The following is a 20,593-nucleotide window of genomic DNA, read 5'->3' on the forward strand; positions in this document are numbered from 1 at the left end:
GCGAGCGGTCTTCGACGCAGATCGTCCCGTTCGCCCGCCTCACACTGTCGTCCACGGTACGAGAATCCACTGCCCGGCGGAGCGGTCGTAGTCGAGCCAGACGGACTGCGCCGCGCTGACCGACAGGCCGGAAGGATGCGACGGATAGCGCGCGGTCACGCGGCGTGCGGGGCGTCCGGTCGTCGCCAGCAGCGTCGCCGTCACCGAACCGCCCGGACTGACGGAGGTCTCCGTGATCGCTTCCGCGAGCGAGGCTTCGCGCGGCGCGACCGACGAACGATGGATCAGCGTCGTCGGCAGGTCGGCCGTCGTCCGGGTCTCCACGATCGTGCGACAGGTCCGCCCGCGATCGATCCAGCGGACCGTCCGGTCGCGAGCGCTCGGATGCCAGGTCGCGAAGCCGGCCAGTTGAACCTCGTACGTTCGCCCCGTCCAACTCTGCGCATCGGCGAGAAGCGCTTCCGCGAGAGCCTGCAGTTCGTCCGCGTTCTCCTGCGACGCGTCGACCGGCGCCCGCTCCCACAAAGCCGTCGTCCGCGGGCTCCATCGCATGCCCGCATCGACTGTCGGATCCGCGCTGACGTCGAAAGAATCATCTCCCCGCGGCCAGGGGACGGCGCCGCGTGCCTCGCGCACGCAGAGTCGCACGGAGGCGATCGGACGGACCGGTTCCTGGTCGTAGCGTCCTTCGATCAGACCCGGCGCTGCCGCGCGATTGTCCGCTTCGACGTCCTCCGCCTGACTCGGCGACTGGAGTTCCAACTCGCCCGACGATCGCAGGCGCCAGCCGCCTCCGACGGACCAGGCCGCCGCTTCGAGCCATTCGCCCCGCGTCATCGCCAGCACGCTCGCGTCGTCGATCTCCGGCACGAGACGATCGGCGATCGCATGCGACAGGATGCGGTCGGGCCCCTCGGAGCCGCCGACGCCGTCGATCGCCGTGGCCCAGTCGACGAACGCCGAATCGCTGACCGGGGCGAAGCGAGCCTCCTGCAGCGCCCGCCGGGCGTCGGTCAGCGCCGCGAGGAAGAGCCCGCCGGTCGCGCCGTCGATCGGCTCCAGCGCCGCCAGCGAAGCCGGCAGCGTCGGGGCGTCGTGGAAGTGCAACTGCGGCAGGTCCGCAGGCTCGGGCGCCGTTCCGTCCCGCCAGGGCTCCCAGAGTTCGCGCAGGGCCGCGACGCGTCCTTCTTCGATCAGCCCGATCATGCCGCCGAAGCGATCGGCGCCGGAGGGCCAGACCAGTTCGTTGACGCCCTGCACGTCCAGCCCGATCCGCCGCGCCAGACGCCTCGCCGCGCTGCCGACGTTGCGTGCCCCGGCGCTCGGCACGCTGAGCAACGTCATTCCGCCGTAGGTGATGGCCAATTCTCGGCTCCTCTGTTGTAGGGTGGGTCTTGACCCACCTGTCGTTGTCACGACCGATCGATGGGCAAGGCTCGCGGTCGCGTCGTCCCGTCGCGGCGTCTCCTCCCGCCGCTGGTCGAGCCGGAACCGAACTCGCAACGGCGGCATCGCGCCGGAGTCAGGTGGGTCAAGACCCACCCTACGAGAGCAAGAACGCTCCCCGATCGAGCGCCGCTTCGATCACGATTCCCGCGCCGCGATAGGCGGGACCTTGCGGCGAGCGATGAAGCTGCGGCGGGAGGCTTCGCTTCGGCACGAGAGGTTCGACGAGCAGCGCCCTCCCCTCGTGTCGCGGCTCCCACCGTTCGAGCAGCAGCGCCAGCAGAGCCTCCCGCTCGGCCAGCAGGCTTTCCGAGAGAGCGTTCGCTGGCGGGCGGACGGGCTCCTGCAGAGACTGCCGAAAGACCGTCACGACGATCGAGAGTCGCTCGACCAGCACGTGCGGTCCCCCCGCGTCGAACGACGGGTCGAACGTTCCCTCGCCCGGCGCGACGGTGCAGAAGCGATCGAACGCCGGCGTCGGCTCCGGAAAGACCGACTCCGCGGCGAAGCAGGTCGCAGGCGACCACCGCGGCGAAGACGCAGCGATCCGCTCCGCCATGCGGGAGAGGAGGATGTCGATCAGACTCATGGGTCGCTGCCTCGTTCTTGTAGGGCAGGCGCCCCGCCTGCCATCGACGTGAGTACCAGCTTCGTGGCAGGCGGGGCGCCTGCCCTACGGGAGGGAGCGAATGCACCGCTCACCCTTCGCCTGCCTGACTGGCTCGCGGATACGGATCCAGCACGAACGCCGGATCGAGCGCCGGAAGGCTCCCGACGCGGAGTAGCTCCGCAGGCCCGGGCGCCCGCGACAGGGCGTAGCGGTACCGCGCTTCGACGCGATAGAGCAGCCGGCCCCCGTCCGGCAGCAGCTTGGGAAGGTGCGGAGTGATCCGCTCTTCCAGCAGCGTCTCCACGATGCCGTTCGCGTCGATCTGATCGACGGCCCGGGGAATCTCCGGCCAGGCGCCGACCCGTTCCGCCCGCACGAACAATTCACGTTCCGCGATCGGCGGATGACGCGTGACCACCACGCAACTGACGCCGTCGATCGCCTGCGATAACGCGATCGGAAGGCGCCCGTGATCGATGCGGTAGCGCCGCTCCTGCTGCATCAGCGTGTAGGGACTCGCCAGATGATCGAGCCGATAGAGCGTCGGCGAATCGAGCGGCATCTCGCCCGTCGCTTCCCAGTGCAGAATCGTCGGCGGGTCGACCTCCGTCCGCTCAGGTCCTTCGACCGGATCGAGTTCCTGCACGTCGGGCATCGCCTGAAGCTCGGGTTCCGTCGGCGCCAGCCACGCCGAGAAGACGCCCAGCAGCGACGCCTCGTCGAACGGTTCCGCCGCGCGGGCGATCCGCGGGTCGTACCCCTCCCAGCCTCCGAACGCGGCCAGCGCGGTGGTCCTCAGATTCATCGCCTTCGGCGCGAGGGCCGTGCGCAGAACCGTGACTTCCAGTTCCACGACGTTGTCGTGCAGGTCCTGTCGCAATCGCGCGTCGCGCAGCACGCCGTCGCCCGCCAGGCCCGCGCCGGGACGGAGATCGCCCAGCCGTGCATAGGCGACCTGCACGCAGGCGATCGCCAGGTCGCTCGGGCGCGAACGGGGACCGCCGAGCAGCTTCACCCGGAGCGACGCTTCGCCGAGGAACGCGTTCTCGCCCGCCCGCTCTTCGTAGTGCGCTTCCCAGTCGACCGCGGGAGCCGGCGGCGCGGCGTGGAACTGCCGATCGCGGACGACGTAGGCCAGCGACAGACCGTCCGCCGCGGCGAGGAACTCCATTCGCTCCCGGCGGAAGTAAGGGAGCTGCGGCGGCAGCACGAGCGCCCGCATCGCATGCGCCGCCCGCAACCGGTCGCGCAGCCGCAGCGTTCCCCGCCAGGTCCGGACCGCATAGAAGCGCTCGTCGCGGACTTCCTCCAGCGACCACGTATGAAGCAGGATCTCTTCGAGCGGATCGTCCTCGCCCGGCTCTTCGGGATCTTCAGGGTCTCCCGGATCTTCCGGGTCCTCAGGATCCTCGGGATCGCCCGGGTCTTCGGGATCCTCTTCGTCCGGATCGCGATCGAAGTCGCCGGCGAGAGCGACCTCGACCTCCCACGTCGCCCGCAGCAGCGAGGCGCCGGCCACCGGCGCGAGCGTCAGCGACACCGGCCGCGGACCGCCGCGGAGATCGCGCGGCGCCGCTTCGTCTTCGTCGACTGCGACTCCTCTCGCTTCCAGCAGCGCGACCTCGCCGACGCCGTAGAAGAGCGCCCCGCCCGGTCGCATCAGCCGGCGACGAAGCGCGGCGCTGGCGGCGCCCACGTCGTCGATGACCGTCGACGGCGAGGAGGAAGGCAGCCAGCCGACCGGAGCGTCCTCCTGAAGGTGAACGAGTCCCTCGACGGCGAGCGCGATCCGACGCTCGGCCAGCCCCGCACCTTCCGGATCGTACAGACAACGTTCCTCGAACTTCAGCGTGCGGACCTGCCGCAGTTCGACGCCGTCGTAGGTCAGGCGATAGGTATCGGTCATGGCGGTTCTGGAATTTAACGGCGGAAGGACGCAGCGATCGGCGCCCGGGTCGCTTCTCGATGCGTTCGTGTGCCATGGCTGGCTTGTCCAGCCGTGAATCCGGCGACCATCGGGTCGAACGCGGACGCCTGAATCGATCGACTCTGCTGGTTCGGCGCTTCCTCGCATCGCACGGCTGGACAAGCCAGCCATGGCACACGGGAGGATTCCGTGCCTGGCCTGCAAGACTTAAGCCTCGACCGTCTCTTCCTGCCAGAACCTGCCGGTCGCGGGATCGACGGGCGAGCGCCAGGCGAGCGTGAGCGTCCCGGCGCGACGCGAAGGAGAGACGTCCCCCGGCCCGATCAGCAGCGACGCGGCGAGCGTCCTTCGGAGGCGATCGCCCTGCACCGCGACGCGCCAGGTCTGCACGCCCGGCACGAACAGCTTGCCGAGCATTCCGTCGGAAAGCGTCCCGTCGTCACGAAAGCCCGCGACGGTGCGCAGCGCGACCAGTTCCTCCGCGTCCCACCGCGACAGCGCTGCCGACCATTCGAGCGCCGCGCCCGCGAGGATCCACGCCGCCGGCCCGCAGGCCTCGCCCTGTCCGTCGGTTCGCCAGGGAAGCCAGTCGTACTTCGGCTGCCAGCGCACGGGCTCCGCCAGCCAGCCCACCGTCCGCCAACTTCCATCGCGGAAGTGCAACAGCCGTTGGGCGCCTTCGGCATACGATTCGACGGTCATAGCATCTCACTCTTGTAGGGCTGGCGCCCTCGCCTGCCACGAACTGGGGAATGACTTGGACAGCAGGTCCGGCTCCTTCGGGTGGCGCTGGCTTTGCCAGTGTCGAAGCGAGAGAAGATCCTCTCTTGCCGCCGATTCTGACCAGGGACAACACTGGCGGAGCCAGCGCCACCCGAAGGAGCGGATACCATGCGATGTTCGTTCAACCGTCCTACGGACGGTCCTTCGGAAGACGTCCATGTCGCGCGGGAAAGTAGTTCCGCACGCGATCGGGCAGCAGATTCAGCCGGTCGTATTCGAGCGCCGTGGGACCGTTCACGGTGGGCAGTCCCGCTCCCTCTGCCTCCGATCCCGGCAGCGCGGCCGAGCCGTCGCGAAGCTGATGCAGCCAGTGCTCGGCCAGCTCCCGCGCACGGACCGTCTCTTCAGCGTCCCGAGCCGGATTCCGTTCCATCAGAAAAGCTGCCGCCAGGTCGCAGGCGATCCGCACGAGCAGCGCTCGCGACTCTTCCGGCAGGGCGTCGATCTCTGCCGGCAGGTAACGCTTCCCCGCCGCAAGGGCCGCCCGGATCGCCGCGTCGGCATCGCCCAGCGCGGCCAGCAGCGCCGGATGACGACGCACTTCCGCCGGCGACAGCGCGACGCCGTCGTCCGCGATCAGGTCATGCACCAGCGCCGAGCGCTTCCGGGCGAGCAGGTCTTCATGAGTCGCGAGCGGCATGAGAACTGATCCTTGACGATGACCCGAACGATAGACCCGTGTGCCACGGCTGGCTTGTCCAGCCGTGCGAACGAAGGAGGGATGTCAGAGGCGAGGCGCGATCTGTCCCAAGAGATCGACCTCCGCCTCTGTGGGCGCCGCATCCACGGCTGGTCAAGCCAGCCATGGCACACGGCCAGCTTCGTCTTCGACGAACGTCAGGCACGGCCTGCCCTACAAGACTCGGGGGACTTACGTCCCCCGCTCAGACGGAACTCGCTGCAGAGTCTTACGCTCCGCTCGTCGTCACGCCCTGGAACAGAAAGCCGGTCGCGGGCGCCGTCATCACCACCGCGAGGTCGTCGACGACGTGCCCTTCGGTCCGGCGATTCCGCTGGTCGTAGAGCGTCTCGACCGCCATCTCCTCGTAGGCGAGCAGCATCAGCGTGGAGAACGTCGGCCCGCCGCCGGGAGAGACCAGATCGCCCGGTCGCGAGACGAGCACGGCGACGTCGTCCGGCATCAGGTAAGTCCGCTGCACGGACGCGGCGCCCTTCTTGCTGGTCACCTTGACCGCGTCCTCGACGACGACCTCGACGCCGTAGAGATAGTCGGGCAAGCCATAGTCGGCGTTACGTCGCGGCGCGAGGCCGCGGACCTGTGCCGTCGCCCGTTCCGAGTGCGCGACGTACTCCACGATCTCCGGCGCGAGCGCGATCTGCCGCGCGACGTCGGGCCCCAGCACCAGCCGCAGATCGCGGGTCTTCACCACGCCCAGCGTGTCCTTGCGGATCAGGCTGGCCGCGAAGGCGAGCGAGCGCCGCACGTCCTGCGTCTCGACGGTCGACTCGTGCCACGGGCCGGTCGCCCCGTCGATCTCCGCCACGTCGGCGACGTGACTGGCGTCGTAAGCGGCCGCATCCGTCATCGCGACGACGGCCCGCTGCGTCCGCGCGGTCATCGCCTGCTGGGCCTTGATCCGCCCGTGGCTTTCGAGGACGTCCCAGTCGGCCTGGTCGATGGCCTTGTCGCCTAGGACGAAGCCGTAGTCGAAGCGCTCGGTCCGGTATTCGCGGAAGCGGAACGACTCCGTGCCGTCGGGATGGCTGGGCCGATCCTGACCATCAGGCCAGACGAAGTCGGCGAGGTCGGAGTGCAGCACGCGGCCCGCCTCCTCGACCGTCATCTCCAGGTAGTAGCCCGATTCCTTGCGGACGGGCCGGATCTGGACGTACCGGTTCAGCGCGAAGTCTTCGACGTTGCGACTGAAGTCGACCACCAGACCGCCCGTGGCCTGATGATCCTTGACGAACGTGTTCGATCCCGAGGGATACGCAGCGGACATAGGGAATATCTCTTCGTGTGCGAGTTAGACGGATGGCCCGTGAAACAGACCCGTGTGCCATGGCTGGCTTGTCCAGCCGTGCAGAATGCAGAGTCTTGTAGGGTGGGTCATTGACCCACCGGATACGGCAACGCGGTCTCAGGAGCAGGTGGGTCAATGACCCACCCTACGAAGGCGACGACTACGTCAGCGCCGGGCGAAGCACGCCGGGTTGAATCAACACGCGGATCCGTTCGCCCGCGGCGCCCGGTTCCAGGGCGACGGCGCCGTAGCGCTGGAGGTCGGTTCCGCTCGCGGCGATGGCGACGCCCTTGCCGCTGGCGTCGCTCTTGAGCAGAGCCCCGGTCGTCACCGTGCCGCCCAGTTCCAGCAGCGCCGTTTCGCCCGGTCCCCAGATGGGACAACCTTCGCCGGCGATCGCCAGCAACGGCGACGCGGACGGAACCGGCGCCTCCCGCGTGCCGGAGAAGCTCACGCCGATCGGAGGCTGGTTTGCGGTCGCGGCCTGAATGGTGAAGGCCGACGCGGCCAGCGTGACGAAGCGACAGGGAGCGACGTCTCCCCCCGCACGGAATGCGACGGTCAGGTTCATGAAGGTTCCTCGAAAGCTGGAAGCGCTGAAAGTTCGGGTGGCGTCAGAACGCACCCGTGTGCCATGGCTGGCTTGCCCAGCCGTGCTTTCCCGGTAGGTCAGGCATTGCCTGACGGCTATCTCCGTCGATCAACCGCTACGAAGGCGGCTGACCGTTTCATGTCGTCGTCAGGCAATGCCTGACTTACGATCGCTCACCCTTCGCCGCGAACGTGTGCGAGCGCCGCACGGAAGCGGACGGGCGAACCCGATCGACGCATGCGGTCGGCGTAGTCGACGGCGGCGGCGATCGTGTCGGGACGAGCGGGCCGGCTGTCGGAGCTATCGGGTTCGATTCCGACAGGGAGGGATCGCCCGAGCGGCAGCGACTGGGCGTAGCGAGCGAGCGTCTCGGCATGCCGCTCGAAGTCCTCGTCGGACATCTTCGAACCCCGGGCGAACAGGCAGCGGCCCTTCTCCGCTTCCAGGTCGAGCGCCTGCGAAGCGGCGAGCCGTTCCAGCCGCGCTTCGCGGCGCACGTCGGAGGTTTCGCGCTGCAGCCGCTCCATCGAAAAGCAGAGCGCCGCATGAGCCTTCGCCAGTTCCGCGTGCGACTCCGCCGCGGAGGCATCGATGGCGGCAGGATCCGAAGACGGCTGCGTCGTCTGTCCTTCGACGTTCGCCGTAGCGACGCGCACCGCGCCCGCTCGTTCGGCGAAGTAGCGTTCGAGCACCTGCTGGACCTCGCCGCGCTGCAGCCAGGACTGAACCTCCTGACGAAGTGCATCGGGAGAGACTGCCCTCGCATCGACGCTCGATGCCATCGGCGCCGCTTCCTCGAAAGCGACTTGCGGAGCGGCGGCGGCGTAGCGAAGAACGGGCGCCCCGCCCTGCATCGAATAGTTCAGTCCGAGGGCCAGTCGCGGCGTCTCGGCGCCGAGCGCTGCGATCGGATCGAAGAAGGCGCTCTGCGGCTCGGCCGCTCGCCAGAGTTCGACCGACCGCCGCGGCAGACGCGACAGCCGCTCGACCGAGTCCCGTCGTCGCCACTCGTCGGCGAAGATGGCCGTCTTCTGGCTGGCGCCGAATCGCCCCAGGCGGAAGGGTCCGCAGAAGCCGACGACGTCGGGCACGGGAACACCGCTCGCCTTCTCTTCCGGCGTCGGCGTGTGCCCCGCGGAGAGGGTCGGGAACGAACCGCTCTCCGCGATCCGGGCGTTGCACGATTCGACGATCCCCGCGAGCGCCGCCGCGTCGAACTTCAGCGGCTGACCGTCGGCGCCGAGCGTCTCATGCTCCACGAAGACGCAGACGCCCTCCGCGTGGACGAACTGACTGGGAGGGAACTGTTCGCGGGCGAGCGTCGCCAGTTCGCGAACCGATCGGCGGGACGGCGGGGCGATTTCGGCGTTGCCCGCAGAAGCGGCAGCAGGCGTCGACATGTGGAATCTCCGGAGCGATGCGAATCGACCCGAATAGGGATCACGCGTTCACTATTCGTTCGACGCTTGCATCGTAGGGAGCGTCCTGTTCGAAAGGCGACACTTTTCTTTCGCCGCTCCGTTTCGCGAGTCAGATCGGTCGCCCGCTCGCGAATAGAGACTCGCGACCGACGCGCAGTCGCTCTCTCTTCAGGCGGTTACGATGAAGGTCCTAAGGCGTCCGCCCCTCCCGATTCCGCGCCGCTCGATCAGCTTCAGCCCGATGCTTTCTGCCGCGACGATCCTTCGCCTGCGCGCTTCGGCCGGTCTCTCGATCGCTCGCGCGAGCCTCCTTCTTCTCGTGCTCGCGGGGACCGCTTCGACGGCGGTCGCTCAACCGGCGCCGACGCTGCCCGGGACGACCATCGAGAACTGGCAGGTCGCGGGGTCGCGGCTCTACTCCGGGTCGCAGCCGACGACGGACGCCGACTTCGCCGAATTGGCCAGGCGGGGCGTGAAGACGATCGTCAGCGTCGACGGCATCGCGCCCGACCTGAAGATGGCGAAGAAGCACGGCCTCCGCTACGTCCACATTCCGATCGGATACGACGCCCTTCCGCAGGCCGCGGGCGACGCCATGACGCACGCGCTGCGAGCGATCGATGGACCGATCTACGTTCACTGCCACCACGGCAAGCATCGCGGACCGGCCATGGCCGCCATCGCGGGCAGAGCCTGCGGCGAGCTGACGCCCGAGCAGGCGGTCGACTATCTGAAGCGGGCGGGCCTGTCGCCGAAGTACGACGGTCTCTGGCGAGACGTGCAGGCCTATGTCGTTCCGCCGGCGGACGCCGAACTTCCGCCGCTGCTGGAACAGGCGCCGGTCGAAGCGCTCGCCGAGCGGATGGCCGCGCTCTCGCGGAAGACCGAGGCGCTGGAAGCCCTCTTCCGGACGAAGCGGGCGCTAAGCCGGGACGACTGGACGCAGGCCGATTCCGACAGTCTGCTCGCGCTGGAGCAACTGGTCGAGACGCAGCGCGAACTGCCCGACTCGGACGAGCAGTTCAAGGACGACGCCGCATTTCTCGCCGAGCTTACGCGGTCCGTCGAAGCGTCGACGCTCCTGCACGAAGCCGCGCGGGGCCACGATCGCGAACGGTCCGAAGCCGCGCTCGGAGCGCTGATGAAGACCTGCGTCGAGTGTCACACGGACTATCGCGACTGAATACGGAACTGTTGCTGTAGGCCCCCGTGTGCCATGGCTGGCTTGTCCAGCCGTGTTTTCGACGTGAGGTTAGTCTCGGATGCGCTACCCGATGATTCCTCTAGCTTCGACGCAGCAGGGACAGCACGGCTGGGCAAGCCAGCCATGGCACACCGGCCTGTCCTGGATCCGTCGATCCATTCGCTCGCACCTTTGGCGTTGACGCCGTCGGGCGGGGATAAGTAACGTTCCGCCGCCTGAGAGGCGTCGGGGGCCGGCGTCTCGCGACAGGCGTACGGACCTGCGTCAACGCCTGCCGATGAGCGTCGAACCCGCGAAGCCTCTCCCCTCGCGGCGAACGTTCGTCGTCGCGTCGTCGGCGTTGTTCGCAGCGGCGGCGACGGGTTGCGGCACGCTCATGCATCCCGAACGCGTGGGCCAGACGCGTCGCGGGAACGTCGACTGGACCGTCGTCGGGCTCGACGCGATCGGTCTCTGCTTCTTCTTCCTTCCCGGGATCATCGCGTTCGCCGTCGATTTCGGGAACGGAGCGATGTTCTTCCCGGCAGAGTCCGACGCCCCGGCCACGGCGACCGGTCCGACCCCCCAGGTCCAGCCGGCGAGCACGACGCAGGCAGCCGCGGAAGCTCCGCCCGAGCTGCGATCGGTTCCCCTTCCGCCCGGCAAGCTGACGCTCGCCGATCTGGCGATGATCGCTTCGCGGGAGACGGGCCGGCGAATCGAACTGGAACAGGGAACGTTCGAGACCGAGCCGATGGAGTCGCTCGACGACTTCTGGACGCTCGAGCGGCGACTCGCTGCCGAAAGCGAAACGGTCGGCTGATCGCGTACCGGCGGGGCCGGCTACCGCAGGGGCTTCTTCGTCATTTCGACGAACGTTCCGCCCTTGCGCTCGTCCATCAGGCGCTTGCCGGCGCGGCGGTCCTGATGCCAGGCGGCCAGGATCGGCACGATTTCGTCTGCCGGCATGCCGCGGGCGACCATTTCGTTGACCAGGCGAAAGCCCATCTCGCGGGTCCGCATGCGACCCCGATAATTGATCAGGTAGGCGCCGGCGATCGCGACGACGGAGATGATCCCGATCGTCGAGAAGATCACCGTCACGATACCGAAAGCGACCATCGATCCGTCCTCACCTGCGCCCATGACGAGCCTCGTCTCATCGAAGAAGGGCCCGTCACGTGCCCTGCGGCGGCTCCCTGTCCCTTCGATCTTAACGAATCAGCTCTCGCCGACGAATAGAAATCGGGGAACGGTTCGCCCGGCGACCTCGACGGTTTCCAGAAACATCGCCTTCGGTCGCACCCACAGGCTCCGGTCGCCGTAGTCGGTGCGATAAACGACGAGTTCCTCCTCCGTTTCGCTATGCCGCGCCACGCCGATCACGAGGTAGTCCTGTCCCTTGTAGTGGCGATAGCGACCGGGCGGAACGTGCATGGTCGGCGGGCGATCCGTGGGGAGGGTTCTCGAAACTGAGGGACGGGGAGCGTATCGTAACGCCATTACCGTAGATCCGTCTCGCTCGAATCCTCCTACCGCCGCTTCGACCTAGTGGAGCGTCAAGCCCAGCTTCGCTGGGCGACGCGCAACGACCGTCGATCACGAAGTGATTCGGCGGCAAATGATGACAAGTGCGTCGATGCGGCGCCGAATCCTAAACCCTTACGTTGACGACGCCCTAGCTCGATGACCGAACTGCACATCGAACGAGAAAACCTCACGCCCTCGCTGGAGCGCCTGACCTTTCAGCGGGGCGATCGCGTCCTTTCGTTCCGCGAAGCTTGCGTAGCCTGGCGCAGCGACGACGCGTTCGCGCGGATCTTCGCCCAGGCGCTCGCCGATTCGCCCTTTCGGGGCTACCGCTGGGAATGCCCTGCGGTGAAGGCCGCGACGCTCGACCGACCGTTCGAGTGCGTGCTGTCGCAATTCGACGCGATCGATTCGCGCAGTCCCGACAGTTCCTCGTTCGCGGAGGCGTTCGAGCTGGCGACGCTCCCGAACGTGACGATCGCCGGCTTCGAAAACCTCAGCGGCGACGCCTACCTGATCGCCCCGCTGCCGGTCTCGGAGACGGCGAACTACGTCCATCTGGCCGCGTTCGTGCGGACCGCGCCTGAGGAGCAGATTCGCGAGCTCTGGAAGGTCGTCGGCGAGACCCTGCTCGAGCGGGCCGGCATGCAGCCGATCTGGCTCAGCACGGCGGGCATGGGCGTCGCGTGGCTGCACATCCGCCTGGACGAGCGCCCGAAGTACTACTCGCACAAGCCTTACGCGGTCGCGAAGTAGCGGCCCCGCCCTCGCTTGTCGCGAACGAACGCGCTCTCTAAGCTAACCCACTTCTTTCGTTCGTTCCCTCTCGGCCTGCGGATCATGCTCGCGTTTTCCGGCCAGGCGACGCTGCTCGACATCGAGGGGACGGTCGCCCCGATCGCGTACGTCTTCGACGTGATGTTCCCGTTCGCCCGGCGGGAAGTCCGCCCGTTTCTGACGGAACGACTGGACCGCCCCGAGGTACTCGCCGCCGCGAAGCAGATCGCCGTCGACGCCGGTTTTCCCGATCTCGATGCGCTCGTCGCGAAGGAACGGGAAGCTTCGCCCGACGTCGATCCGGCGGAAGCGGTCGCCCGGGAGGTCGAGCGGCAGATGGACGCCGACAGGAAGTGGACGGGCCTGAAGACCCTGCAGGGGATGATCTGGAACGCGGGCTTCGCGTCGGGTGAGTTGATCGCCCAGGTCTTCGACGAGGTCCCGGAAGTTCTCCGCGACTGGAAGGCCGACGATCGCGACGTGCGGATCTACTCCTCCGGATCGGTCGCGGCGCAGAAGGCCTTCTTCGGCCATACGCAGGCGGGGAACCTGTTGCCCACGCTGCGCGGCCACTTCGACACCACCGTCGGCAGCAAGAAGGAAGCCCGGAGCTACCGCCTGATCGCCGAGGCGATGGAGTACGACCCTTACGAGATCCTGTTCGTCAGCGACGTCCCTGCCGAACTGAAGGCGGCGGAGGAAGCGGGCCTGGCGACCGCGTTCGCCGTTCGACCCGGCAATCCGAAATACGCCGGCGACGAGACGTACGGCCTGCGCCGGATCGCGTCGCTGCGGGATATCGATTGGTCCGCCTGAGTCGGAACATCGACTGGTCCGCCTGACGCGGAACATCGACTGGTCCGCCTGAGGTTTTCCGCCCAGGTTCGCCGACGCTTCGGCAGGACTGCTCTTCGCACGGCGCGCCGCTAGAATCTGAAGCGAAAAGTCGATCGTTCGACGACGCGGCAGCTATTCGGCGGAGCAGGGTCATGCGCTGGCAAGGGCGAAGGCAGAGCGGCAACGTCATCGATAGCCGCGGCAGAGGAGGCGCCCGCGGTATCGCCGGCGTGGGGGGCGGCATCGGGATCGTCGGCATCCTGCTGATGATGGGCGTCGTCTACCTGATGGGCGGCAACCCGCTCGTCGTTCTGCAGCAGGTTCCGCAAGGGGGCGCTCCGCAGGCGCCGGTCGACCCCGCGGAACTGGAGCGCCAGGAACCGATCAAGCAGTTCGTCTCCGTCGTGCTGGCCGATACGGAGGACGTCTGGAACGCGGAGTTTCCCGCGCAGCTGAACGCGGAGTATCAGCAGCCGCAAATGGAGCTCTTCACCGGTTCGGTGAACTCGGCCTGCGGCACCGCCAGCAGCGCCGTCGGCCCCTTCTATTGCCCCGGCGATCAGAAGGTCTATCTCGACCTGTCGTTCTTCGAGGAGCTTTCCGGCAAGCTCGGCGCCCGGGGCGACTTCGCGATGGCCTACGTCGTCGCGCATGAGGTCGGCCACCACGTGCAGAACCTGACGGGCTACTCCGACAAGGTCAACGCCGCGCGCGGCGGACCGGAGGAGAACCGCATGTCGGTCCGGCTGGAGTTGCAGGCCGACTACCTCGCCGGCGTCTTCGCCCATCACGCACAGAAGACGAAGAACATCCTCGAACAGGGCGACATCGAGGAAGGGATGGTCGCCGCGCAGGCCGTCGGCGACGACAAGCTGCAGCGGGAGGCCCAGGGTCGCGTCGTGCCAGACTCCTTCACGCACGGCACCTCCGCCCAGCGGGCCAGGTGGTTCCGCGCCGGCTTCGAATCCGGCGACCTCAAGGCCATGGATCAGCTCTTCAAGCTGCCGTACGAGAGGTTGTAGAACGCGTGGGCATCTTCGATTTTTTGAATCGCAAAAAAGCGTCCCCTCCCGACGAAGGCGAGGGACCGTCGACGCACTACGCGCTAGCGCATCTTGCGCTTCGCGGGTTCGCCCTGGCGCAGCCCGTGCCGTTCCTGGCCATTGCCGCCTCGCCGGATGCCGGAAGGTTGATCCAGGACTTGATGAGCGACGTCGAGAAAGCCTGCGGGCGACCGATGGGCTTCAAGGCCGACGAGGTGAAGCTCCATCGCGTTCGGGTCAAGACGTTTCCGAGCGTCGTCGTCGAATTGCCTCCGCCGACCCGACTGGCGGAGGCGCACCTGACGGCGCTGGTCGCATTCATCGATCTCACGAGCAACGAACGTCCCGATCCGAAGGACGTCACCGGGCGATACTTCACGCTGGAGAAGAGCGTCCGCCAGTCGGGAACTGTCCTCGCTGAATGGACCGCGAGCGAGCATCTCAACTACGGCGAAGGTCCACGACCGACAGTAGAAGAATTCGTCGCCGCACTCGCCGAGCACGTTTAGGAGCGGAGTTCTACCCGCCGTACACCCACTCCAGCACCTCGCCGTCCTCCGGATCGACGACGACGCCAGAGCTTTGGAAGCCGGCCTTCGTCAGCACGCGGTGCGACGCGTTGAGCTCGATCAGCTTGCGGGCGTTGACGAGGATGCGAGCGTCGGACTTCCGTGCAATCTGGACCAACGCTTGGGCCACGCCGGTCGCGACGCCTCGCGATTCTTCGCCCGGAAACGTGAAGTAGGCGATCTCGACTTGCCCCTCCTGCGGCGGGCCCTTGAACGCCCCGGCTCCGACGAAGCCCGTCGCGAGACTCCGGTCATCATCGATCGCCAAGGCTAGATAGCTCACCCACGGCGGATGAAATCCCACGCGATCGTAGAATGCGATCGTGCTGTCGAGCGCCTGCCGCAAAACGTCGGACAGCGGCTCGTCGGGCGAGAAGGCTCCGTCACGCGGAACTTGGAGAAGCCCGATCGTTCGATTCGTCGTCATGCCAGCTGCCTTCCGTCCCGACCGGCGTCCCGGACCTGCGGCGTTCGATCGCGGACAGGACAGCGCTGTCGCCGCTTCGGATCTCGCAGTCAGGAAGTATACGGACAGAGTTGGCCGAGGCCGCCGCGTTAACGTCTACGCGGCGCGCGCTTCCTCCCGATCCAGCACGAACTCGAACCGCACCGTCGTCCCCTTCGCATCGGGGAAGTTGAACGTCTTCAGCGGCTCGATGAGATCCGTCGTCAGGGTCTCGGCCAGCTTCTGCGCGTCGTAGCGGACGACGTCGTCGAAGGTCGATTGATGGGCCCTCGCGACGCCGCTGCCGAGGCCGGTCGCTTCGGATTCGCTCGTCAGCGTCTGGCCCAGGACGTAACGCTTGATCTTGCGGCTGAAGTAGTCGGTGATGACCGATTGCAGCGCCTCCGCTCCGCCGAGGCCCGGTTCGATGTGCTGCACGCCGAACTGCTGGGCCTGGTCGCCGGGCGGCTTGGGGACGAGCACGATCGACCGCCCTCCTCCGATCCGCTCCTGGGCCGCCTTCCGCGTCGCCTTCTCGGCCTCGGCGTTGCCGGAGGGGTACGACCAGATCTCGATCCCCAAGGCCGAGCGTTCGAGGAACTCCATCAGGTAGGAGAGGCACTCCTGCAGCGAGTACCACGACCAGTAAACCCGGCTGCGAATGCCGACGCCGAACCGCGACCCCGCCAGCGCCTGTTCCTCCGGCGGACCGTCCTCGATCAGATGCTGATGGAGCGCGAGCAGCGGTCGCTCTTCCCGCGCCAGAAAATAGACCCAGCCTTCCGACGTGCGGACGTAGCGGTCACGTCCCTCCGCCCCTTCCGCCGGCGGCTTCGACACGCGGATGCCGACGCCGCGGGGGTCGCCGTCAGGAAACGAACGAGGCGAACGGAAGACGAGTTTGTCGCCGCAGCGGGGTTCCCAGTCGACGATGGCGTAACGGCGCTGGCCGGCGATTTCGACCGACTCCCAGACATGCGTCACGGCGTAACGTCCGTACCAGAGCGCCTCCAGCAGGTTCCGTCGGTACTCCAGAAACCTCGGCACGCGCCGCACGAGCATGGTCAGATCCTCCGCGAGCGCTCGCTGCGCAGGATCGTTCGGTCGCTCGGGTACGAGCCGCCAGGGCAACAGCGCCGAACTCCGCTGCCGGGTCTCGAGGCATTCCATGATCGAGCATTCGTTCCGCATGAACCGGGCGTTGTCGATGCGGTGCCGCAACGCCTCGTCAGGATGCGGAAACGTGCGGACCATGCGTTCGCCCCCGAACGAACCAGGAGAAGCGAAGTCGGGCAGCGAAAGCAGTTCAGGAGCGGCGATCATGGGTGACCCGTGGGCAAGCAGTTTTTGTAGGGTGGGTCATTGACCCACCAGATGCGGCGAAACGGATTGCGATAAAGGTGGGTCAATGACCCACCCTACGAAGAACGTCAAGCAGCCGAGTCAAGTCGCGACAGGACGACCCCTTCGTAGCGCAAACGCCAGGGCGAACCGGCGATTGGTTCGAAGACGAACTCCACGACGATCGGGCCGGGCTCTTCGAACGCGGCGGCGGGCAGCGTCGCGCGGAAGTTGTAGCCGACGGAGTCCTCCTCCCACCGCGGATCGGGCGAAGCGGGAGTTCCTGCGAGCGAGGCGAGCAGGACGTCGTCCGGTTCGAACGCCTGCTCGAACACGATCTCGCCCGCGGCGTTCTCCACGAGGGCGCTCACGCTCGCCAGCGTCGCCGCCTGCGCGAGCGACCCGTCGTCCTGCACGACGCGGGCGAGCGCCGTCCAGCCGCATTTCTGCACGGCGGTCATCGGGAAACGTTGGGGCTTGGGCATGGAGAGCCTTTCGTGTTGCTGGGAGTCTTAATCTTCGTAGGGTGGGTCTTGACCCACCTGTCGTTCTCACGATCCTCGACACGGAGCCGCATGGGGATGACGGCGCGAACGCCCGAAGCCCCTCAAGCGGCAACTGGCCTCCGAAGGAAGGTGGGTCAAGACCCACCCTACGGAAGGACACTTCACTTCCGCCACGCGATGCCGTGGCGGCGAGCGTCGATCGGTTCGCGAATCGTTCGTTCGGGCGGCGCGGTCGCGTCGAGGCCTCGCGCAAGCTGCGCGAAGGCGCCCGACGAAGCGTCGACCTGGTCGGCATAGGGACCTTCCGGAAAGGCGATCAACTCTTCGAGGTAGTCGTCGTTCCACTCGCCCGGTGCGAGAGCGACGTTCCCGGCTTCGGCCTGCGCGGCGAACGGCAGCGCGCGGAGCTTTTTGGCGTGATAGCGACCCGGCGTTTCGAGCGGCGCGGACGAGCCCGATCTGCCGACGACGTCTCGGACGACGGGATAGCCCGCGAGCAGACGGATCGTCTCGTCTGCCGACTCGCGTCCGCCGCTGCCCCCCTCCTGCTCGAAGGCGATCACGACTTCGCCGTCGTACGTCGCGGCATCCCGCTGCGCCGTCTGAAGCATCCGGCGATTTCGCTCGGCAGGCGACCACTGTCCGCGGACGACGTCTTCGACCCACCATTTCCCCGCACGCTCGGCCATCAACAGGCCGACGGAGTAAGCGCCTCCGCCCGGGGTCGCCGCTTTGTCCCAGTACCGTACGCGCCGCGCCCGGCGAGGGGGCAGGTCGAAGGCGAACCACTCCCGGCGGAAGAACGACCCGATCATCTCGACGAACTCGCCTCCCAGTTCCTGGCGCCGCATCGTGTCGCCGTACTGCGGCGCGAGACGCTTCACGAACTCCCGCGGAAGAAACGGATTCTCCGACGCATGCGCCTGGATCAGGTGCGTGTCGGGTCGCACGTTGCCGGCAGAATCGAAGAACAGGTCGTAGGTCCAGTGCCGCTTGCCGCGGGGCGTGAAGGTGAGCGTCAGAAAGCCCATCCGCCCGCGACTGCGCAGCACGGGCAGCGCCCAGCGGAGCACGTCCCGGCTCATCAGGCTGGCCTCGTCAAGCCAGAGTCCCGCCTTGTTCGGTCCGCGGAGACGATCGGGCCGCTCGGCAGTCCGGAAGGCGATGCGGGCGAAGCCGCCGCTGCGAGTGCGTACCTTCGCTCGCGGGAAGGGCGACTTGGTTCCTCCGATCCACAGGCCGAGCGTCTCCGCCGCTTCGCGGAAGGCGGTCCAGGTCGTCTCTTCGAGAATCGCGTAGGTGGGCGAGACGACCATCAGTTCGTCCCCAGGCCGCGCTCGTAGAAGCAGGTCCACGGCGCCGATGCGGGTCTTGCCCGCGCCGCGCCCCGCACAGAAGCCGCGGATCCAGGCCTTCGACCGCCGGAACTCCGCCTGCTTCGCCGAGACGGGAAGCGGCCGCACGGAGCGCGCGTTTCGTTTCGCCCCTTTGATGACTCGCTTCGTCATGCCGTCGCCTCCTGATCCGGGTCGCGACCGTCGGCATCCGGCGTTTCGGCGCCTGCAGCGAGAGAGTTCATGAGGGTCTGCACCGGATCCTCCTTCGACGCTTCCTGCTCTCGCCCGAGACGTTCGAGCAGGTCGTCGACCGACCAGAGACGTTCGAGTTCGTCGGCGTCGCGTACGACGACCTCGATGGCCGGCAGCGGATGCTCTCCGGCGTTCTTTTTCTGAGTCGTCGCCGACAGGCCGAGCAGTCGGCAGCGGCGATCGACGCAGTCCTTCACCACGACCAGGAATCGCGGATCGCCGGACTGCTTGCGCAGCGTTCGCTCCGCCTTCTCCTTCGCGCCGTCGCGGCTCACCTTGGTGGAGTCGAGATCCTGTTGCGAGCGGACCCACGCTCTCCAGGCCTCGCGTTCCAGGCGATCGATCTTGCGCAGTTCCAATTCCAGCCGGGCGTCGCCTTCGCTCGCGCGCTCCAGAGTCCAGGCGATGCGAATGCAGCGCAGATCGTTCGCGACGACGTTCTGGGAAACGCCCAGCTCCGCCGCGATCTCCGCGATCGAAACCCCCTGGACGTATCGATCCTCCGCCCGACGCCGGCGTTCCTGTAGTTGGGCTGGCGAAGCGACGGCGGGCATGCGGCGATGAACTCTCGGGGCCTGGTTAAATGCCGACGCGTAGAACTCGTGGGGGTGCCACGGCTGGCTTGTCCAGCCGTGAATGCGGCAACCACTTAAGTCAATTCAAGATCGTGAGAGGGCGTCTCTGCACGACGAACGCCTTGCGGTTCGCACGGCTGGACAAGCCAGCCATGGCACACGGCCTGTTCGAGGCATCGCCCGCGACCTCGTACGACCCGACTCACGCCGCCGCGGCTTCGATCCCGGGAAGTCGATATTCGAACGAAGCGACGCAGCGGCCCAGCGAATGCGAGACGTACTTGCTGGCGAAGCGAGCGTCGCGGGGGAAACCGTGCGGCCGGAAGTCGATGCAGCGCCAGAGCGCGCTTCGCCGGAGCGAGGCGATCATCGCGGGATGCCCCGTCACCAGGTTCATGCGAAAGCTCTGTTCGACGTACATCTGGGCGACCGCGTCGAGAAAGCGTCTGCCGACGCCGATCCCCTGCCAGTCGGGCAGCGTCACCAGCCGGCTGATCCGCTTGCGACCGCGACGACCGACCAGGTTCATCACCGCGCAAAAGGCGACCGGCGTCCGTTCGTGCGTCGCGACCCAGCAATGGCAGCTTGAATGAACGTCGGAGCTCAGATAGTGATGACGCGCGAAACGGGACCAGACGTCCCGCCGGCAGCGTCGGATCGCCAGCTCGATCGGGGGTCGCCGAAGTCGCCTCCGGGAGAGCTCTCCGGTCGCGAGGTCGAGAACCCATTCGGGCTCCAGCCAGTCGAGCACGTCGTAATGGCACGTCCGCCCTATTTGCGGCGCTTGCGGGGCTCGTGTTTTGCGGGCCTGTCGTTCACGCGGCTAACGCTGCTGCGCGTGCGAATCGATCAGATAGCGGACGCATAGCGTACACGCCGCCGACTCCCGCCGGAGTCCTTTCCCATCCCCGTCCGGCAGCGGCGCCGGAGGTCTGTTTCGAAGGAGCGTTTTGATGAGCAATCGAGTTGATCGGGCATGGCGGGCCGTTCTCGACAGCGACGCGAAAAACGAGCGTCTTTCTATCGATCGCGACCGTCCGCGCGTTGTTCGCTGAGATCGACCGTTATCGCCACGCGATCGAACGCCACGCCGCGAGTCGCGGTTCCGTGAGTGGATCGGGCCACGGCGCCGACGCGGAACTCTGGGGCATCCTCGAAGAGGATGCGCCTGATGAAGTGCCGTACCGCAAGGTGATCGGAAACGACGACTGAGGCCCTTCTCTGCCATGTCGAAACGAAGACGACTCGAAATCCTTTTTGCAAGAAGCCCGCTCTGCCACTGGTGCAAGGTGAAGACATTCCTGCCACGCGCGGGACCGGCGGTCAATCACCCCCGGCGCGCGACGCTAGACCATCTGTACGAAAGAACGCATCATCTTCGGGGCAGGGTCGAAGGCGAGACGACCGTGCTGGCTTGCGCGAAGTGCAACAGCA

The 20,593-nt window shown here is 67.2% G+C and carries 23 protein-coding genes; 7 read left to right on the forward strand and 16 right to left on the reverse strand.

Annotated elements, in window-relative coordinates:
* Positions 1–39: 39 nt before the first annotated feature.
* From SH602x_RS24505 to SH602x_RS24540, 8 genes are all read right to left on the reverse strand, one after another.
* A complete protein-coding gene (locus SH602x_RS24505) occupies positions 40–1,365 on the reverse strand; it encodes a hypothetical protein (RefSeq protein ID WP_479474759.1) in 1,326 nt (441 codons plus the stop codon).
* Positions 1,366–1,543: 178 nt separating this feature from the next.
* Positions 1,544–2,035 (reverse strand): hypothetical protein, encoded by a 492-nt coding sequence (locus SH602x_RS24510; protein ID WP_479474760.1) that lies wholly within the window; start codon positions 2,033–2,035, stop codon positions 1,544–1,546.
* Positions 2,036–2,144: 109 nt separating this feature from the next.
* Positions 2,145–3,962, reverse strand: coding sequence for a hypothetical protein (locus SH602x_RS24515; protein WP_479474761.1), 1,818 nt, complete (start codon positions 3,960–3,962; stop codon positions 2,145–2,147).
* Positions 3,963–4,190: 228 nt separating this feature from the next.
* Positions 4,191–4,685: a hypothetical protein gene (locus SH602x_RS24520; protein ID WP_479474762.1), complete on the reverse strand. Its 495-nt coding sequence runs from the start codon at positions 4,683–4,685 to the stop codon at positions 4,191–4,193.
* 211 nt (positions 4,686–4,896) lie between these two features.
* Complete coding sequence (locus tag SH602x_RS24525) at positions 4,897–5,406, reverse strand: phage protein Gp36 family protein (protein ID WP_479474763.1); 510 nt, start codon at positions 5,404–5,406, stop codon at positions 4,897–4,899.
* Positions 5,407–5,674: 268 nt separating this feature from the next.
* Positions 5,675–6,730: a hypothetical protein gene (locus SH602x_RS24530; RefSeq protein WP_479474764.1), complete on the reverse strand. Its 1,056-nt coding sequence runs from the start codon at positions 6,728–6,730 to the stop codon at positions 5,675–5,677.
* A 181-nt stretch (positions 6,731–6,911) separates the two neighbouring features.
* Positions 6,912–7,322, reverse strand: a complete 411-nt coding sequence (locus tag SH602x_RS24535) for a hypothetical protein (protein ID WP_479474765.1) — start codon at positions 7,320–7,322, stop codon at positions 6,912–6,914.
* A 194-nt stretch (positions 7,323–7,516) separates the two neighbouring features.
* Positions 7,517–8,743, reverse strand: coding sequence for a hypothetical protein (locus SH602x_RS24540; RefSeq protein WP_479474766.1), 1,227 nt, complete (start codon positions 8,741–8,743; stop codon positions 7,517–7,519).
* Positions 8,744–9,005: 262 nt separating this feature from the next.
* Here SH602x_RS24540 and SH602x_RS24545 point away from each other — a divergent pair, with 262 nt between their 5' ends.
* Both SH602x_RS24545 and SH602x_RS24550 read left to right on the forward strand, forming a co-directional pair.
* A complete protein-coding gene (locus SH602x_RS24545; protein ID WP_479474767.1) occupies positions 9,006–9,947 on the forward strand; it encodes a phosphatase domain-containing putative toxin in 942 nt (313 codons plus the stop codon).
* A gap of 298 nt (positions 9,948–10,245) precedes the next feature.
* Complete coding sequence (locus SH602x_RS24550; RefSeq protein WP_479474768.1) at positions 10,246–10,770, forward strand: hypothetical protein; 525 nt, start codon at positions 10,246–10,248, stop codon at positions 10,768–10,770.
* 20 nt (positions 10,771–10,790) lie between these two features.
* On the opposite strand, the gene SH602x_RS24555 is transcribed toward SH602x_RS24550, so the two are convergent.
* On the reverse strand, positions 10,791–11,069 hold the full coding sequence (locus SH602x_RS24555; RefSeq protein ID WP_479474769.1) for a hypothetical protein: 279 nt from the start codon (positions 11,067–11,069) through the stop codon (positions 10,791–10,793).
* Positions 11,070–11,168: 99 nt separating this feature from the next.
* Complete coding sequence (locus SH602x_RS24560) at positions 11,169–11,384, reverse strand: DUF1653 domain-containing protein (RefSeq protein ID WP_479474770.1); 216 nt, start codon at positions 11,382–11,384, stop codon at positions 11,169–11,171.
* A gap of 249 nt (positions 11,385–11,633) precedes the next feature.
* Here SH602x_RS24560 and SH602x_RS24565 point away from each other — a divergent pair, with 249 nt between their 5' ends.
* From SH602x_RS24565 to SH602x_RS24580, 4 genes are all read left to right on the forward strand, one after another.
* Positions 11,634–12,233, forward strand: a complete 600-nt coding sequence (locus SH602x_RS24565; protein WP_479474771.1) for a DUF6940 family protein — start codon at positions 11,634–11,636, stop codon at positions 12,231–12,233.
* An 84-nt stretch (positions 12,234–12,317) separates the two neighbouring features.
* Entirely contained in the window at positions 12,318–13,070 is a 753-nt protein-coding gene (gene mtnC, locus SH602x_RS24570) for an acireductone synthase (protein WP_479474772.1), read from the forward strand.
* Positions 13,071–13,243: 173 nt separating this feature from the next.
* Positions 13,244–14,113: a KPN_02809 family neutral zinc metallopeptidase gene (ypfJ, locus tag SH602x_RS24575; RefSeq protein WP_479474773.1), complete on the forward strand. Its 870-nt coding sequence runs from the start codon at positions 13,244–13,246 to the stop codon at positions 14,111–14,113.
* 5 nt (positions 14,114–14,118) lie between these two features.
* Positions 14,119–14,643, forward strand: a complete 525-nt coding sequence (locus SH602x_RS24580; protein WP_479474774.1) for a hypothetical protein — start codon at positions 14,119–14,121, stop codon at positions 14,641–14,643.
* 10 nt (positions 14,644–14,653) lie between these two features.
* On the opposite strand, the gene SH602x_RS24585 is transcribed toward SH602x_RS24580, so the two are convergent.
* The 6 genes from SH602x_RS24585 to SH602x_RS24610 all read right to left on the reverse strand — a co-directional run bounded on the left by SH602x_RS24585 (position 14,654) and on the right by SH602x_RS24610 (position 19,910).
* Entirely contained in the window at positions 14,654–15,130 is a 477-nt protein-coding gene (locus tag SH602x_RS24585; RefSeq protein ID WP_479474775.1) for a GNAT family N-acetyltransferase, read from the reverse strand.
* A gap of 135 nt (positions 15,131–15,265) precedes the next feature.
* Positions 15,266–16,471 (reverse strand): phage portal protein family protein, encoded by a 1,206-nt coding sequence (locus SH602x_RS24590; protein WP_479474776.1) that lies wholly within the window; start codon positions 16,469–16,471, stop codon positions 15,266–15,268.
* A gap of 107 nt (positions 16,472–16,578) precedes the next feature.
* On the reverse strand, positions 16,579–16,974 hold the full coding sequence (locus SH602x_RS24595; RefSeq protein WP_479474777.1) for a hypothetical protein: 396 nt from the start codon (positions 16,972–16,974) through the stop codon (positions 16,579–16,581).
* 182 nt (positions 16,975–17,156) lie between these two features.
* The gene (gene terL, locus SH602x_RS24600) at positions 17,157–18,458 is read right to left on the reverse strand and encodes a phage terminase large subunit (RefSeq protein WP_479474778.1); all 1,302 of its coding nucleotides are present in this window, start codon (positions 18,456–18,458) and stop codon (positions 17,157–17,159) included.
* A gap of 41 nt (positions 18,459–18,499) precedes the next feature.
* A complete protein-coding gene (locus SH602x_RS24605) occupies positions 18,500–19,138 on the reverse strand; it encodes an ECF-type sigma factor (RefSeq protein WP_479474779.1) in 639 nt (212 codons plus the stop codon).
* Between the two features lie 223 nt (positions 19,139–19,361).
* Complete coding sequence (locus SH602x_RS24610; RefSeq protein WP_479474780.1) at positions 19,362–19,910, reverse strand: GNAT family N-acetyltransferase; 549 nt, start codon at positions 19,908–19,910, stop codon at positions 19,362–19,364.
* Positions 19,911–20,203: 293 nt separating this feature from the next.
* Here SH602x_RS24610 and SH602x_RS24615 point away from each other — a divergent pair, with 293 nt between their 5' ends.
* On the forward strand, positions 20,204–20,371 hold the full coding sequence (locus SH602x_RS24615) for a hypothetical protein (RefSeq protein ID WP_479474781.1): 168 nt from the start codon (positions 20,204–20,206) through the stop codon (positions 20,369–20,371).
* Positions 20,372–20,593: the final 222 nt, after the last annotated feature.

The sequence above is a fragment of the Lignipirellula cremea genome (assembly GCF_056501455.1).